Source organism: Oceanisphaera submarina (assembly GCF_046521305.1).
Lineage (GTDB): Bacteria > Pseudomonadota > Gammaproteobacteria > Enterobacterales > Aeromonadaceae > Oceanimonas > Oceanimonas submarina.
Genome location: NZ_JBKGFN010000012.1, coordinates 16458 through 31518 on the forward strand (window position 1 = coordinate 16458; position 15061 = coordinate 31518).

Below are 15061 nucleotides of genomic sequence, written 5' to 3' on the forward strand. Positions count from 1 at the left end.
TTCGAAGCGATGACGGCGCCAAAACCCTCCGCTGTCGATTCAGTCGGCCCGGCCCATGTAACGACGCTCAACGGTATGAACTCGCACCTTGTCACCGATTTTCAGATATTCCGGCACCTGAATGGTCAGGCCGGTGGCAAAGGTGGCCGGCTTGGTGCGGGCCGAGGCAGAAGCCCCCTTGATATCGGGCGTGGTATAGACGATCACCATCTCCACCGTCTGGGGCGGCTCCAGGCCAATCACCTGATCGTCCACCAGCATCACCTGAATGCCCTGGGTATTTTCATCCAGAAACTGCAATTCGTCGGCAATGTCGCTGCTGCGCACCGGGTACTGACTGTAATCGTCGGTATCCATGAAAATATGGTCATCACCGTCGACATAAGACAACACCACGGTGCGCCGCTGCAGTTCGACGGTAGTGAGCAGCTCATCCCCCTTGAAACGCTCCTCGACCTTGAATCCGCTTTTCAGATCGGTGAAACGCATTTTGTACAGGGTGGCGCTACCGCGCGCGCTCGGGCTTTGCACCTCGATATCGCGCACCAGCAACAGCTTGCCGTCCAGTTCAACCACCATGCCTTTCTTGACTTCATTTGCCCTTGCCATGATTCGTCTCCTGCCGTCAGATGGCGCATCTTAGCCAAGGCCTGACGCCGACACCATCCCCCCATGATGATTTAAAAACCGGTAGTATTAGTGATTGTCATACGACTCCGCTTTACCATGATTATTATCAATAAAATCACGATTTTAGACGTATCGCTTTAGGGGGGACACTGATAGTCTCATACAGGCTGGCAACATCTTCGCATCATGCATTAGTCAGCCTGAATATAACAACATAACAAGCACGGGACGCTTCAACCTGCGGAATGGAACACCGGCACGGCCTTGGCTGCTGTTGGCATTATCCAATGGTCACGGCTCATCCCCCACCCAGAATTCAACAGCAACAGCCAGTGGCGGCCAGCCATTGGGAGGATGGACATGCAATTTCTGAATAATCTCAGCCTGCGTTACAAGTTGCTGGCCATGGTCGCCAGCCTGTTTATCGGCATTCTGCTGGTACAGGGCTCGGCCATGATCGGCCTGCGTCACGAGTTGCTGGATGCCCGCAAGGAAAAGGTACAAGAGCAGGTAGAAACGGCAGCGTCACTGGTCGGTTACTACTATGCCCAACGCCAGACGCTGGGCGAAGAAGAAAGCAAGCGCCTGGCCAAGCAGGCGGTGGGGGCACTGCGCTATGGCAGCGACGGCTACATGTGGATCAACGACATGCAGCATCGCCTGGTACTGCACCCGATCAAACCCGAAGTCGAAGGCAAGGACATGACCCAGGTGCAGGACGCCGCTGGTCAGTACCACTGGCAGGCCATGGTGCAACGGGTCAAACAGCAAGACGCCGGTTTTGTGGAATACAGCTACATCGGTCCCCAGTTCGACTCGCCCCAGCAGAAGGTGTCTTATGTGCAGGGCTTTACTCCCTGGGGCTGGGTCATCGGCAGCGGTGTCTACCTGAGTGACATCAACACCTTGTTCTGGCAGCAGGCCACCAAGTCATTGCTGTTGATGGCACTGGTCATGGCGCTGGCACTGATTGTGGTGGCGTTGATCAGCCGTTCGCTGACCTTCTCGGTAGCGCGGGTACTGGATGTGGTGCAGCAGTTCGGCAAGGGCGACTTGAGTGTTCGTACCCACTCTACCCGCGAAGATGAAATCGGTCAGCTGTCGCGCGGGGTCGATACCATGGGCGAGCAGCTGTGTACCTTGCTGCAGAAGGTACGCAATGCCTCGGCGACCCTCGATGATGAAGCGGAAGGGTTGAGCGTCAAGAGCCAGCAAACCCGCGCCAGCATGCAGGCGCAGTTTTCCGAAGTGGATCAGGTGGCCACCGCCATGAACGAAATGAACGCCACCGTGCACGAAGTGGCCCGCTACGCCAACGATGCCTCTCAGGCTGCCGATCACGCCAACACCGAGGCCTGCATGGGGCACGATGACGTTGCCCGCAGTATCGATACCATGCTGCACCTGGCCGAGTCGGTTACCCAGGCCGACAATGCCATGCGCGAGCTGGAAGGCCAGACCCAGCAGATTGGCTCCGTGGTCGAGGTGATTCGTACCATCTCCGAGCAAACCAACCTGCTGGCCCTGAACGCCGCCATCGAGGCCGCCCGGGCCGGTGAGTCCGGCCGCGGTTTTGCCGTGGTGGCCGATGAGGTGCGTTCGCTGGCGCAACGCACCCAGGACTCGACCGGTGAAATTCAGCGCATGATCCAGCAACTGCAGAGCCATGCCGGCACCGTGGTCGAGCACATGCAAAGCAGTCAGGAACAGGCCGGAATCAGCGTCGATGTGGTGCGCGCCGCCGGTAAGGATCTGGAGAAGATTCTGGACGAGGTGCAGCGCATCAACGACATGAACGCCCAGATCGCCACCGCCTCGGAAGAGCAGTCTGCCGTGGCCGAAGAGATCAACCGCAACCTGCTGCACATCAACGAAGGCTCGCAGGAAGCGCTGCAGGTGAGTGAGCTGATTTCACAAACCAGCCACCGGGTACTGGGCGCCTCGCGCGATCTGAGTCAGCAGATAGCGCACTTCCGGCTGCAGCAACCCGAGGAGCACAGCTCCGTGTTTGATGCCATCAAGGCCAAAACCCAACCCGCCTGATCCGGCACCAGCAACAACAAGGCCGCCCATTGGCGGCCTTTTTTTATTGCCAGATTGCATCACCAGACGTCATCGTCAGCGCTATACCGTCTCGCCTTTCAGCTCAATCACCATGTTGTCCCACCCCGCCGTCACCCCGTTCGGCAGAGCATGTTGCTGCAACCAGACATGAAAATCATGGCCGATATGAGTCAGGATCATCTGCTTGGGTCGCAGGCTGTCATGCAGTTCCAGCACCTGTTCCAATGCGTTGTGGTTGCGGCCCTCGCTGCCGGGAGGAAAGCTGCAGTCGATCACCACCGCATCCAGTGTTGGCTGAGCATGCAACCAACGGCTGCTGTGCGCCGGCAACCCCAGAGTATCGGTCAGATAGGCCAGTCGGCGCTCGCCAAAGTGAAACAGATACCCCAGGGTCGGGCGGGAGTGCACCAGATCGAGCGGAGTAATGCTCAACTCGCCCAACTGCCATTGCTGCCCGTGCTGCAGCGGCGGCCGAAAATCCAGACAGCCGGGATGCTTGAGCAGGTCGGCGCAACCGGCCGAATCGTTCGGGCACCACACCCGTATCGGTGCGCTACGGCCCCAGCGCAGATGAAACAGCCCCTGCACATGATCCACATGAAAATGGGTCAGCAGAATGCCCTCCAGGCTGCCCGGCACAAAGCGCCGGTGCAGATCCATCAGGCCGCCGTCGATCAACAGCCGGTGGCCATCCCATTCCACCAGGGCCGAACAGGGTTCACGCCCCTGTTCCGGCTGGGCATGAGCCTGGGCACAATAATGGCAGTCACAGCCATACAACGGCATGCCACCGGCGGCGCCCGTTCCCAGCAGGGTCAGACTCATCATCTTATTTTTCTCCCTGCAAATACCCCTGAAACTGACGCAGGGTCTCGGTCAGGGGCCCGCCGTTGTCCAGCCGCCATACCGAGTCCGGCAACCCACGGCTCTGGACCCGCGCCCGCTCCAGCCGCCGGAGAATATCGTCCTCACTTTCCCGCCCCCGAGACCGTAATCGCCGGCCCAGGATATCCGGAGAGACAGTGACCATCACCGGCACCAGCCGCTCCCCGAACCGGGCCTGCGCCCGGGGCAGAATGGCCCGCGAGCCGTTGACCATGATATCGACGCCGGATGCCAGCCAGGAGTCTATTTCGCATCCCAGGGCGTAGCGATGGCCATTGGCCTCCCAGTCGAGCGCAAACAGACCGAGCTGCTGTCGCAGCCGAAATTCCTCGTCGGAGAGTTCGACATGATTTTCGCCCCCGGCCGAGGCGGCGCGGGTGATATAACGGTGGGCCACCAGCAACTGATTAGCGAGTTGCTTGCGCACCACCAGCATAAAGCTGTCCTTGCCGGCGCCGGAAGGCCCCATCACATAAAACAGCCGTCCCCTGCCATCCTTCATGACACCACTCTCCTGCATCAGTACGCCAGTTCACCCCGGCACCAGACCCGGGTCGGATAGATCTGGCCGTCATGCTGTCGTACCAGCACCAGATCGGCCCGCCGGCCTTCCGCCAGTACCCCGCGGTCGTCCAGCCCCAGGGCTCGCGCCGGGTTACAGGTCGCCAGCCGCACCGCATCCGCCAGCCCCAGTGCATTACGTTCATCTTCCGCCAATCGGAACACGGCGTCGAGCAGACTGCCCGGATAGTAGTCGGACGACAGCACATCCAGCACCCCCAGTGCGGCTAGCTCGTGGGCGGCCACATTGCCCGAATGGGAGCCACCGCGCACCACGTTGGGCGCGCCCATCATCACCATAAGATCATGCCGATGAGAGGCGGTCGCCGCTTCGACCGTGGTCGGAAACTCGGCAATCACCATGCCCAGCCGACGGGATTCCTGTACATGGGCCAGGGTGGCGTCGTCGTGGCTGGCCAGGGAAATGTCACGCTCCCGACACTGGCGGGCAATTTCCGCCCGGTTGGGCGCCGACCAGCGGGCCGACAACGCCAGCTGGCTCCGTTCAAATTCCTGCATCTGCTGATCGTTGAGGTGATACTTGCCCTGGTAATACTCCCGGTACTTGACCATATTGACGAACTGGCGCTGGCCGGGGGAATGATCCATCAGCGATACCAGCCGTACCTCCGGCAGTTCCAGATAATGCTCGAACAGCGGCACCGTGGTCTCGTGCGGCAGCTCGCAGCGCAGGTGCAGCAAATGCTGGGCCCGGTTCAGGCCCTGCCGTTCGCTGTTCACCACCGTATGAATCATCTTGTCGAGGTTGTCCTGACGGGTGCCGCCGTCCCGCTCGTCGCCGATGGCCACCGCATCCAGTACCGTGGTGATGCCCGACGCCACCACCTGGGCATCGTGGGCGCGCATGGCGCCAAAGGGCGGCCAGCTGACCTTGGGCCGTGGAGTAAAATGCTTGTCCAGGTTGTCGGTATGCAGCTCCACCAGGCCGGGCATCAGCCAGCCGCCGTTGCCGTCAATGGCGCCCGGCTGTTGGCTCGGGCTGTCAGCCAGGGCGCGGATCTCGCCATCGATAACCTCGACCGAGCCCGGCACCACTTCGTTTTCCAGAACCAGGTTCACATTGGTAATAATCATGCGGAATGCTCCTCTTGCGCTGTGGCTGGCTGTTGGTTGCTGTCGGACTGGATTTCGTAGAGCTGGTCGGCCACCTGCTCGCGCACGTCTTCATCATGAAAGATGCCGACGATAGCCGCACCCCGGGCCTTGGCTTCCCGAATCAGTTCCACCACCACCGCCCGGTTGGTTGCATCGAGCGAGGCAGTCGGCTCGTCGAGCAGCAGAATCGGGTAGTCGGCAATAAAGCCCCGGGCAATGTTTACCCGCTGCTGCTCGCCGCCGGAAAAGGTCGCCGGCGCCAGCGCCCACAGATGCTCCGGCACGTTGAGCCGGGTCAGCAGCCGCTCGGCACGTGCCTGGGCCTCGGCCCGGTTGCCGCCCTGCTCGATCATCGGCTGCATCACCACCTCCAGGGCGCTGATACGGGGGATCACCCGCAGAAACTGGCTGACCCAGCCGATGGTGTGGCGGCGCACATTGACCAAAGTGCGCGGCGGCGCCTGAGTCATGTCCAGCAGTTGTCCCTGATGCTGTACCTCGATGCGGCCACTGTCGGTCAGGTAGTTGCCGTACAGGGTACGCAGCAGGGTGGACTTGCCGGTACCAGAGCGACCGTGAAGTACTACACACTCCCCCTGCCCGACCGAAAAGGAAGCACCGGCCAATACCGGCAGCCGAATGCCATTCTGGTTGTGCAAAACGAAGGTTTTGCGAACATTCGAAACGTTTAATGCGAAAGTCATGACCGCTCCTAGCTTTGCAGTACAGAAGACACGAGTAACTGGGTATAGGGATGCTGCGGATCGTCCAGCACCTGATCGGTAAGCCCGGTTTCCACCACCCGGCTTTGTTTCATCACCATCAGCCGGTGCGCCAGCAGGCGGGCCACCGCCAGATCGTGGGTGACGATCACCACCGCCAACCCCAGCTCGGACACCAGTCGGCGCAGCAGATCCAGCAGGCGTGCCTGTACCGACACGTCCAGCCCGCCGGTGGGTTCGTCCATGAAAATCAGCTTGGGATGGGTCACCAGGTTGCGGGCAATCTGCAGCCGCTGCTGCATACCGCCGGAAAAGGTCACCGGCATATCGTCGATGCGGTCGACGGGAATTTCCACGTCCTGCAGCCACTGCAGCGCCTGCTCGCGAATGCTGCCATAGTGGCGCTGGCCCACCGCCATCAGCCGCTCGCCGATATTGCCGCCGGCCGATACCCGCGGCCGCAGCCCGTCGAGCGGATGCTGGTGCACCACGCCCCAGTCGGTGCGCAGCAATTGCCGGCGCTGGCTTTCGGCCATTCGATACAGGCTGACCACCTGCTGCAACTGGCTGTCGGCGCTGCCACGCAGATAGAGCACTTCGCCCTCATCCGGAGCCAAGCGGCCGGAAATAGCCTGCAGCAGAGTACTTTTACCGGAGCCGGACTCGCCGACGATGCCCAGCACTTCGCCCGGATAGAGATCGAACGACACCTCGCTGAAGCCCTTGCCCGGCGCGTAGAGTTTGCTGAGGTTCTGCACCGACAGCAGCGGCTGTTCCTTCACCGTGATGGTGATTTCCGGCCGGGCCGTGATGTCGGCCTTCGGAGCGGATAATACGGGCTGATTCATGACTGTTTCTCCTGCTGCTGACGGCAATAATCGGTATCGGAGCAGATAAAGACCCGGCTACCCTGATCGTCGGTCACCACCTCGTCGAGGAAGCTGTCGGTGGAGCCGCAGATATCACAGGGCTCGTCCCACTGCTGTATTTCGAAGGGATGATCCTCGAAGTCGAGGCTCTTGACCCGGGTATAGGGCGGAACGGCGTAGATGCGCTTTTCCCGGCCGGCGCCAAACAGCTGCAGCGCCGGCATCATGTCCATCTTGGGATTGTCGAACTTGGGAATCGGCGAGGGATCCATGATGTAGCGGTCATTCACCTGCACCGGGTAGGCATAGGCGGTGGCGATATGGCCGTAACGGGCGATGTCTTCATACAGTTTGACGTGCATGATGCCGTACTCTTCCAGTGCGTGCATTTTGCGGGTTTCGGTTTCGCGCGGCTCGATAAAGCGCAGCGGCTCCGGAATCGGCACCTGATACACCAGGATCTGGTCCGGCCCGAGGGCGGTTTCCGGAATGCGGTGGCGGGTCTGGATCAGCGTGGCCTCGGTGGTCACCTCGGTGGTGTTCACCTGGGCCACCTGCTGGAAGAAGGAACGAATGGACACCGCATTGGTGGTGTCGTCCGCGCCCTGGTCGATCACCTTGAGGGTATCGTCGCGGCCAATCACCGCCGCAGTCAGCTGCACGCCGCCGGTGCCCCAGCCGTAGGGCATGGGCATTTCCCGGCCGCCGAAGGGCACCTGATAGCCGGGTATGGCCACCGCTTTCAGCAGCGCCCGACGGATCATGCGCTTGGTCTGTTCATCCAGGTAGGCGTAGTTGTAGCCGTGATGCTGTACATCGTTGGTGGTCTGGTGAGTCATCATGCCTGTTCCCCTGCCTGGCCGGCTGCCGGGCCATGCGTTTGTTCGTGTTCCCGCCGCATCTTGCGCAGCAGCTCCAGTTCGGCCTGAAAATCCACGTAATGCGGCAACTTAAGGTGCGATACAAAGCCCGAGGCTTCGACGTTGTCCGCATGGGCCAGCACAAATTCCTCGTCCTGGGCCGGTCCGGCCACCTGCTCACCGTATTCCGGCGCCTGCAGCGCCCGGTCTACCAGCGCCATCGACATCGCCTTGCGTTCGCCAAAGCCGAAAGTCAGGCCGTAACCCCTGGTAAAGGCCGGTTTTTGCTGTTTGTCGCCGACAAAGCCGTTGATCATCTGACACTCGGTCAGCTCGATATCACCGATATCGATGGCAAAACCCAGCTCTTCCGGCACCAGTTCCAGGGGCACTTCACCGCAGCGGATTTCGCCGGCGAAGGGATGGTTGCGGCCATAGCCACGCTGGGTGGAATAACCCAGCGCCAGCAGAAAGCCTTCGTCACCGCGCACCAGTTGCTGCAAACGGGCGGAGCGGTCGCAGGGGTAAGTGGCCGGTGTCATGGTGATATCGGCCGGCGTTTCGCCGTTGTCGGTTTCCGTCACCATCAGCTCGAGCTGTTCGAGAATACCGGCCACCTGGGGACAGGCTGCAGGTTCGCTCGCCACCGGCTCCGGTCCCGGATGTTCGCCGTCGGCCAGCAGGGTAAAGTCCAGCAAGCGGTGGGTATAGTCATAGGTCGGCCCCAGCAACTGGCCACCGGGCAGATCCTTGTAAGTCGCCGAAATACGGCGTGCGATGCGCATGGCGGCGGTATCGACCGGCTCGGTCGTCGCCAGCCGTGGCAGGGTGGTACGATAGGCGCGCAGCAGAAAAATCGCCTCCACCAAGTCGCCCCCCGCCTGCTTGACCGCCAGCGCCGCCAGTTCCTTGTCGTAGACGCCGCCTTCGGTCATCACTCTGTCTACCGCGCCGGCCAGCTGCTCTTCTACCTGAGCCACGCTGATTTCGGGCCTTTCGGTATTGCCCCGTCGTTTTTTCGCCTGCAGTTGGTGTGCTGCGGCAATGGCTTTTTCGCCCCCTTTCACTGCTACATACATGCTTATCTCTCCACTCGGGTGGTACGCGGAATGGCAACCAGTTCCCGGTCGCACACCAGCATCAGGTCGATACCCAGCGGGAAGGCCGCATCCCGCTCACTCAGAAAACGCACCAGTGCCTCGGGCACCTGTCCCAGAAAAATACGGCGAGTATCGGGAATACCCGGCCCCGACAGGGTGACCTCGACGCCCCGGTCCAGCGAGTCGGTTTCGATCAGCAGGGTAGCGCCCTGATCCGGGTATTCTTCATTGCCCACCGGCAGGCGACTCAACAGCGCGCCGCAGTCGTCCAGGTCGGCACCGGCCAATACCGCAAAGTCGGCCTCGGCGGCGTCGCTACTCAGCGGGGCCGCCACATGAAAGCGAAGATTCTCGAGCACGGCATCGTCCTGCTGCAGCGCAGGCGATAACCAGAGCCGGGTGCCGCTGTCGGCCAGGGTCAGCAGTGTCTGCACACAACCGGCGCTCAGGTTGCCGAAACGGCCGGCGCGGTCCAGTTCGACCCGGGTGCCCGGCTCCGACATCGCCTTCAACAGGCGGCGAAAGCAGACCTGACTGTCGTGGATGGCATCCGTAAATGCCGTGGTGATCATGGTCATTCGTCTTCTCCCCGCACCATGGTAAAAAAGTCCACCTTGCTGGCCGCCACTTGCTGGCGAGTAGCGGCTTCCTGCTCTGCCCTCTGCGCCGCCAGCGGAGCAATCAACCCCTTGTCCAGCACTTCATGCCCGCTGCGGGTTTGCATCAGCGCATCAATCAAGGCCGCCAGCTCCGCATGGGGTTTGTTGCGACCGCGCAGGTAGCTGTAGCCCAGCTCGCCGCTGTTCAGCTTGACCACCGCCCGGGTAATGGTGACATCGCCGAGGTTGAACTGCCGGCCGGTGGCGCCCATGCGGGCCCGAACCTGGGCCAGGCCAATCTCGGGAGCCCGAATCAACTGGTACTCAGGGGTCAACTGCAGGGCTTGCCAGCCGCTTTGCAGTGCCGAAAACGATGTTCGGGCCAATACCGACATCCATTGTTTGCGTTGTGGTGTATTCATTTAGTGCTCCACGACATATTCAATTAAATCGGAACGAGCCGAACTTACGGAAAACTCCGCTATCTGTTCCGTTCCTTTAAGCTGGTTCTGGGTTTTAATCCGCATCACCGGAATGGACTTGTTGATCTGCAATAAACGACTTTCTTCACCGGAGGGTATTCTGGCCCCCAGGCGGGTCGACTTTCTTTTCAGCTCGATATCCAGCGTTCGTTTTAAAAACTCGTGCAAGGAGCCTTGCTGAAATTGTTTTAATACCGGCCACCACTCCGGGTTACTCAAATAATGGTGGATGACGGAACGGGGAATGTTTTCCGTTTTCCGCAGTGTTTGTATGTAAATAATCTTCTGCTGCTGACCCAGCTGTAATTCATGCGCCAGCCGGGCGGTAACCGGTATCAGACGGGCGCCGATCACCTGGCAGCTGGGCAGAGAACCCTGCTCCAGAAAGTTGCCGGTGAAGTGGGCCCCATCGTGCAGCTTGTAGAGGTGCGGCTGACGCAACACCATGTTGCCCTTGCCCTGATGGCGCTGAATCAGGCCATTGGCCACCAGCTCGTCGATGGCTCGCCGTACCGTGTGGCGATTGACTCCAAAGCGCTCGGCCAGCTGCATTTCGGGCGGAAGATAATCACCCGCCTTGAAATACCGGTGAATATCCGCTTCCAGTTGCCGGTAAATAACCTGGTAGACGCGCATGCTTCCCCCTTTCTCTCTGGCCTGTTTATTCGCCGATCTTGTCTAGACAAGTCTGGCTAAATAAATCAGATATAGCGTTTGCGAATGGCCTGCGAGGCCACATCGAGCAGGCTCACGGTCACGATCACCACCAGCATGATGGCCGCCGTCTGTTCGAACTGAAAACTGCGAATCGCTTCCCACAGCAAGACCCCGACGCCGCCGGCACCCACCATGCCCACCACGGTGGCCGAGCGTACGTTGGACTCGAAACGGTAGAGCGAATAGGAAATCCACAGCGGAATCACCTGCGGCAGCACACCGTAGAGAATTTCTTCCAGCTTGGTGGCACCGGTGGCCCGCACCCCCTCGATGGGGCCCGGCTCTATCGCTTCCACCGCCTCGGAAAACAGCTTGGCCAGCACGCCGGTGGTATGTACGAACAGCGCCAGCACCCCGGCAAAAGGCCCCAGCCCCACCGCCACCACAAACAGCATGGCAAACACCATTTCGTTGATGGCCCGGGCCGCATCCATCAGCCGGCGCATCGGCTGACACACCCACTGGGGAAACAGGTTGTCGGCACTCAACAAACCGAAGGGAACCGCCAGCACGATGGCCAGCAGCGTGCCCCACAGCGCCACCTGCAGGGTGACCAGGGTTTCTTTCAAATACAGCTGCCAGTGGGTAAAGTCCGGCGGAAAAAAGTCGACGGCCAGCTCGGCCATGTTGCCGGCATCCTGCACCAACACCGCCGGATTCATTTCGGCGCCCTGCCAGGCCCAGGCCAGTACCAGCGCCAGCAGCATCCACTTGACCATTTGCCCCAGGCGCGAGCCTGGTTTAGGCCGGGTAACGACGTCAGTATTCATCTTTACAGTCTCCGATGCCCCCCCGGGGCCGGCCATGCCGGCCCCGAGGCGGTCTTTAGTTGGTCATGGCTGCCAGGGCAGACATCTGACGATTCAGAGCCGCCAGTTCCATTTTTACCTGATTAATGTCGGCCGCATCGGCCTCGTTGTTTTCCAGTTCGTTCAAATCCTTGAACAACTGCAACTGGCGGATAGGCAACAGCTGCATGTCGCTGGAAGGAGTGAACGAGTCCCACTGCAACGCTTCCAGAATCGCCTTCTGCTGCGGATCATCGGACTGGCCATACTTCATGAAGAAGTCGTACACCACCTGCTTGGTGGCTTCCGGCAGATTTTTACGCCAGACAATGGGGTCGGCCGGGATCAGTGGTGACTTCCACAACACCTTGATATTTTTTACCTTCTCCGGGCTGTGCTGGGCGAAGCGCTCCAGGCTTTCGGTGTTGTTGGTGGCCACATCCACCTGCTTGTTGAGTACGGCGAACACGTTCACCTCGTGGCTGGAATTGAGGGTGCGCTTGAACTCCTGGGCAGAAACCTGGTTCTGGGCAAACACATAGTAGGAAGGCACCAGAAAACCGGAGGTCGAGTTGGGATCGCCATTACCGAACGTCAGCTCTTTACGCTGTGCCAGCACGTCGTCCACCGTGTTCAGCGGGCTGTCCTTGTGGGCGATCAGCAGACTCCAGTAACCGGCCTGGCCATCTTTGCCCACCGTCTGGGCAAAGATTTCTCCCCCGGCCCGATCGACTGCTTCCATCGCCGACTTGTTGCCCAGCCAGGCAATGTCGACCTTGTCGAAGCGCATACCCTGAATGATGCCGGCGTAATCGGGGGCGAAGAAGGCGTCCACTTCCACCCCCAGCTGTTTTTCCATCTCGGCGAGGAAGGGTTCCCAGTGCTGCTTGAGATTCTGCTGGGATTCGGTAGAAATAATGCCGAAGTTGATGGTCGACAAGGGCGCGTCCTCGGCCAGTACCGGGGTGGCGATCATGGCGGCCAGTAACGAGGCGCCACCGGCGAGCTTCTTCAGTGTTCGAATCATGACAATTGTCCTTGAATGGAGCGGGATGCAAAGGCGGGGTTGACCCGCAACGGGGTAATCGCCGGGCCCTGAATGGCGGCGGTAGCGGTCGTGGGGGCTTTGCTGTACAGCGCGGTCAGCGCCTGCTCGCCGATATCGGCCGCGGCCCCCTGATAGAAGACTTCACCTTCGCGCAGGGCCACCAGTTGCTGGCAGTATTTCAGTGCGTAATCCACCTGATGCAGGGTCACGACGATGGGGATGCCTTCCCGCTCGTTGATGTCCTTGAGCAGCTCCATGACGTTACGCGCCGATTCGGGATCGAGTGACGCTATGGGTTCGTCGGCAAAGATGATGCGCGCCTTCTGCATCAGCGAACGAGCGATAGCCACCCGCTGTTGCTGACCACCGGACAGGGTAGACACCCGCTGGTGGGCATAGTCCGCCATGCCCACCCGATCCAGCGCCGCCATGGCCTGCTGTTGCTGCTCTTGAGTAAAACAACCGGTCAGGGTGCGCCACTTGGCGGTGGAGCTCAGGGCCCCAATCAACACATTGGTCAGCACGCTCAGACGATTCACCAGATTGAATTGCTGGAAGATATAACCCGCCCGGGCCCGGCAGCGACGCACCTGCTGCGCCGCCTTGCCCCGGGATTGCACCAGCTCCCCCAGGATCCGGACCTCGGTACCTTCCCGGCGATCGGAAAACACCAGACCGCTCAGATGACGCAGCAGAGTGGACTTGCCCGAGCCGGACGGCCCCAACAGCGCGGTGATCCCCGGGTGGGAAATATCCAGACTGATCTCTTTCAGCGCTTTTTTATTGTCAAAGCTCTTGCTCAGACTTCTGACCTCAATGATCTTGTTCATTGCTAGCAGCCTCACGATAGGTTCGGGAGCCATACTGGTGGTCGAAGATGACGGTTTTATTGAAGAATTAAGTCAACCGGATGAACAGCCGCCACTGTTGCAGCGAAAAGAAAACTCTCAACACACTGTTATTAAAGGATTTATTGAGGAAGGCGGTATTATGCGGCGCACTTGTATAGACAAGGCTTTCAGAAAAGCTTCATCTTTCAAAGCGATGAGGAGAGCACAGCTGTCGCTCAAGGCGAAGGAAATGAAACGACGGCAATGACAACTGAAGGAATACGGCGGAAGAGAGAAAGGCCCGGGACTGGCGCCAGGGTAAAAGCCGAGTCAGAGCCGAAAACAACAAGGCCGCCAATGGGCGGCCTTGTTGTTATATAGCTTGACGCTATTTGGTGATACCGGGTGATTAGCCCTGTAGCACCTTGTCCAGCGCCTGCTCGAAGGTGGCGACGGTGCGATCCACATCCTGCAGTTTGTCGAGACCGAACAGTCCGATGCGGAAGGTCTGGAAATCGGCCGGTTCATCACACGCGAGCGGCACACCCGCGGCGATCTGCAGCCCTTCGGCGACAAACTTGCTGCCGCTCTTGATGGCCGCATCCTCGGTGTAGCACACTACCACGCCAGGGGCGGCAAAGCCGTCTGCGGCCACGCTCTTGATACCCCGCTCGGCCAGCAGGGCGCGTACCCGGTCACCCAGTTGCTGCTGACGCCGCTTCATCTCCGCAAAGCCCAGACCACAGGTCTCCTTGATGGTATCGCGGAACTGGGTCAGGGCATCGGTGGGCATGGTGGCATGATAGGCATGACCGCCCTGCTCGTAGGCTTCCATGATCTGCAGCCATTGCTTCAGATCACAGGCAAAGCTGCTGCTCTGCGTCTGCTCTATGCGCTGGCGCGCCAGCTCGCTCATCATCACCAGGCCACAGCAGGGAGAGCTGCTCCAGCCCTTCTGGGGAGCGCTGAGCAGAATATCGACACCGCATTCCTTCATGTCTACCCAGATGGCGCCGGAGGCGATACAGTCGAGCACGAAGAGGCCACCCACTTCGTGTACCGCCGCGGCCACCGCCTTGAGGTAGTGATCCGGCAGCACCATGCCGGCGGCGGTTTCTACATGGGCGGCCAACACCAGGCCCGGCTTGTTGGCCCTGATGCCGGCAACCACTTCCTCTATGGGGGCCGGGGCCATGGCCGCCTGGGGGCCTTCCTCGACAGTGCGGGCCTTGAGCACGGTTTCCGACGCGGGTATCTTGCCGGCCTCGAAAATCTGGCTCCAGCGATAACTGAACCAGCCATTGCGAATGATCAAGCAATCCTGATCGGTGGCAAACTGACGGGCCACCGCCTCCATGCCGAAGGTACCACTGCCGGGCACCACCACCACCGAATGGGCCTGATACAGTCCCTTGAGGCTGGCGGAGATATCACGCATCACCTGCTGAAAACGCTGGGACATATGGTTCAGGGATCTGTCGGTATAAACCACCGAATATTCCAGCAGGCCATCGGGGTCGATATTGGGCAGTAATCCGGACATAATTACCTCTTGGGTCAAATAACTGATACAAAAAACGCCGCATGTGAGTCAGCGCCCAGCGCCGGCAAGCAGACCTTCAGCACCAAGAATGGCACAGGTGAGCCCGAAGAGGCGAGCCCATTATGAGTCTGTGCGGTGCCTGACCGGTATTGTGCAGCCGGGACGGCCACCCGAGCGTGGGTTTTAATGATGCCCAATCTGTCTGTATATAACAAACACCTAATGGATAAAATCCATATTTACGGCC

At 60.1% G+C, this 15061-nt stretch carries 17 protein-coding genes; 2 read left to right on the forward strand and 15 right to left on the reverse strand.

All coding sequences use genetic code 11. The features are described 5' to 3' along the window. Positions 1-39: 39 nt before the first annotated feature. Positions 40-609 carry an elongation factor P-like protein EfpL gene (gene efpL / locus ACLEIV_RS12245; RefSeq protein WP_410456922.1) on the reverse strand — a complete coding sequence of 190 codons (570 nt, stop codon included), beginning with the start codon at positions 607-609 and terminating at the stop codon, positions 40-42. Positions 610-990: 381 nt separating this feature from the next. Between efpL and ACLEIV_RS12250 the strand changes: the two genes are divergently transcribed. After that, positions 991-2673, forward strand: a complete 1683-nt coding sequence (locus ACLEIV_RS12250) for a methyl-accepting chemotaxis protein (RefSeq protein WP_410456923.1) — start codon at positions 991-993, stop codon at positions 2671-2673. A gap of 81 nt (positions 2674-2754) precedes the next feature. Here ACLEIV_RS12250 and phnP read toward each other — a convergent pair whose 3' ends face one another. From phnP to phnC, 13 genes are all read right to left on the reverse strand, one after another. After that, positions 2755-3522, reverse strand: coding sequence for a phosphonate metabolism protein PhnP (gene phnP, locus ACLEIV_RS12255; RefSeq protein WP_410456924.1), 768 nt, complete (start codon positions 3520-3522; stop codon positions 2755-2757). 1 nt (position 3523) lies between these two features. Then, positions 3524-4081, reverse strand: a complete 558-nt coding sequence (gene phnN, locus ACLEIV_RS12260; RefSeq protein WP_410456925.1) for a ribose 1,5-bisphosphokinase — start codon at positions 4079-4081, stop codon at positions 3524-3526. Positions 4082-4098: 17 nt separating this feature from the next. Continuing rightward, a complete protein-coding gene (phnM, locus tag ACLEIV_RS12265) occupies positions 4099-5235 on the reverse strand; it encodes an alpha-D-ribose 1-methylphosphonate 5-triphosphate diphosphatase (RefSeq protein WP_410456926.1) in 1137 nt (378 codons plus the stop codon). Continuing rightward, positions 5232-5960: a phosphonate C-P lyase system protein PhnL gene (phnL, locus tag ACLEIV_RS12270; protein WP_410456927.1), complete on the reverse strand. Its 729-nt coding sequence runs from the start codon at positions 5958-5960 to the stop codon at positions 5232-5234. The genes phnM and phnL overlap by 4 nt, the downstream gene beginning before the upstream one ends. A gap of 8 nt (positions 5961-5968) precedes the next feature. Then, the gene (phnK, locus tag ACLEIV_RS12275; protein WP_410456928.1) at positions 5969-6826 is read right to left on the reverse strand and encodes a phosphonate C-P lyase system protein PhnK; all 858 of its coding nucleotides are present in this window, start codon (positions 6824-6826) and stop codon (positions 5969-5971) included. Then, positions 6823-7689 (reverse strand): alpha-D-ribose 1-methylphosphonate 5-phosphate C-P-lyase PhnJ, encoded by an 867-nt coding sequence (locus ACLEIV_RS12280; protein ID WP_410456929.1) that lies wholly within the window; start codon positions 7687-7689, stop codon positions 6823-6825. Before ACLEIV_RS12280 ends, phnK begins: the two co-directional genes overlap by 4 nt. Further along, positions 7686-8786, reverse strand: coding sequence for a carbon-phosphorus lyase complex subunit (locus ACLEIV_RS12285; protein ID WP_410456930.1), 1101 nt, complete (start codon positions 8784-8786; stop codon positions 7686-7688). The genes ACLEIV_RS12280 and ACLEIV_RS12285 overlap by 4 nt, the downstream gene beginning before the upstream one ends. 2 nt (positions 8787-8788) lie before the next feature. Continuing rightward, complete coding sequence (gene phnH / locus ACLEIV_RS12290; protein ID WP_410456931.1) at positions 8789-9385, reverse strand: phosphonate C-P lyase system protein PhnH; 597 nt, start codon at positions 9383-9385, stop codon at positions 8789-8791. Then, a complete protein-coding gene (gene phnG, locus ACLEIV_RS12295; RefSeq protein ID WP_410456932.1) occupies positions 9382-9828 on the reverse strand; it encodes a phosphonate C-P lyase system protein PhnG in 447 nt (148 codons plus the stop codon). The genes phnH and phnG overlap by 4 nt, the downstream gene beginning before the upstream one ends. Beyond that, on the reverse strand, positions 9829-10524 hold the full coding sequence (gene phnF, locus ACLEIV_RS12300; RefSeq protein WP_410456933.1) for a phosphonate metabolism transcriptional regulator PhnF: 696 nt from the start codon (positions 10522-10524) through the stop codon (positions 9829-9831). 65 nt (positions 10525-10589) lie between these two features. Then, on the reverse strand, positions 10590-11375 hold the full coding sequence (gene phnE, locus ACLEIV_RS12305) for a phosphonate ABC transporter, permease protein PhnE (protein ID WP_410456934.1): 786 nt from the start codon (positions 11373-11375) through the stop codon (positions 10590-10592). A gap of 55 nt (positions 11376-11430) precedes the next feature. Continuing rightward, complete coding sequence (gene phnD / locus ACLEIV_RS12310; protein WP_410456935.1) at positions 11431-12420, reverse strand: phosphonate ABC transporter substrate-binding protein; 990 nt, start codon at positions 12418-12420, stop codon at positions 11431-11433. Further along, positions 12417-13271, reverse strand: a complete 855-nt coding sequence (phnC, locus tag ACLEIV_RS12315; protein WP_410456936.1) for a phosphonate ABC transporter ATP-binding protein — start codon at positions 13269-13271, stop codon at positions 12417-12419. Before phnC ends, phnD begins: the two co-directional genes overlap by 4 nt. Before the next feature lie 37 nt (positions 13272-13308). Between phnC and ACLEIV_RS12320 the strand changes: the two genes are divergently transcribed. Next, positions 13309-13539, forward strand: coding sequence for a hypothetical protein (locus ACLEIV_RS12320; protein ID WP_410456937.1), 231 nt, complete (start codon positions 13309-13311; stop codon positions 13537-13539). Positions 13540-13680: 141 nt separating this feature from the next. On the opposite strand, the gene ACLEIV_RS12325 is transcribed toward ACLEIV_RS12320, so the two are convergent. After that, a complete protein-coding gene (locus ACLEIV_RS12325; RefSeq protein ID WP_410456938.1) occupies positions 13681-14814 on the reverse strand; it encodes an aminotransferase class V-fold PLP-dependent enzyme in 1134 nt (377 codons plus the stop codon). Positions 14815-15061 lie beyond the last annotated feature (247 nt).

Coding starts and splice junctions, on each gene's coding strand:
- phnE (WP_410456934.1), bottom strand. CDS start 11,375: ATGAATACTGACGTCGTTACCCGGCCTAAACCAGGCTCGCGCCTGGGG.
- phnG (WP_410456932.1), bottom strand. CDS start 9,828: ATGAATACACCACAACGCAAACAATGGATGTCGGTATTGGCCCGAACA.
- phnD (WP_410456935.1), bottom strand. CDS start 12,420: ATGATTCGAACACTGAAGAAGCTCGCCGGTGGCGCCTCGTTACTGGCC.
- ACLEIV_RS12250 (WP_410456923.1), top strand. CDS start 991: ATGCAATTTCTGAATAATCTCAGCCTGCGTTACAAGTTGCTGGCCATG.
- phnF (WP_410456933.1), bottom strand. CDS start 10,524: ATGCGCGTCTACCAGGTTATTTACCGGCAACTGGAAGCGGATATTCAC.
- phnK (WP_410456928.1), bottom strand. CDS start 6,826: ATGAATCAGCCCGTATTATCCGCTCCGAAGGCCGACATCACGGCCCGG.
- ACLEIV_RS12285 (WP_410456930.1), bottom strand. CDS start 8,786: ATGTATGTAGCAGTGAAAGGGGGCGAAAAAGCCATTGCCGCAGCACAC.
- efpL (WP_410456922.1), bottom strand. CDS start 609: ATGGCAAGGGCAAATGAAGTCAAGAAAGGCATGGTGGTTGAACTGGAC.
- phnM (WP_410456926.1), bottom strand. CDS start 5,235: ATGATTATTACCAATGTGAACCTGGTTCTGGAAAACGAAGTGGTGCCG.
- ACLEIV_RS12280 (WP_410456929.1), bottom strand. CDS start 7,689: ATGATGACTCACCAGACCACCAACGATGTACAGCATCACGGCTACAAC.
- phnP (WP_410456924.1), bottom strand. CDS start 3,522: ATGATGAGTCTGACCCTGCTGGGAACGGGCGCCGCCGGTGGCATGCCG.
- phnC (WP_410456936.1), bottom strand. CDS start 13,271: ATGAACAAGATCATTGAGGTCAGAAGTCTGAGCAAGAGCTTTGACAAT.
- phnH (WP_410456931.1), bottom strand. CDS start 9,385: ATGACCATGATCACCACGGCATTTACGGATGCCATCCACGACAGTCAG.
- phnL (WP_410456927.1), bottom strand. CDS start 5,960: ATGACTTTCGCATTAAACGTTTCGAATGTTCGCAAAACCTTCGTTTTG.
- ACLEIV_RS12325 (WP_410456938.1), bottom strand. CDS start 14,814: ATGTCCGGATTACTGCCCAATATCGACCCCGATGGCCTGCTGGAATAT.
- phnN (WP_410456925.1), bottom strand. CDS start 4,081: ATGAAGGATGGCAGGGGACGGCTGTTTTATGTGATGGGGCCTTCCGGC.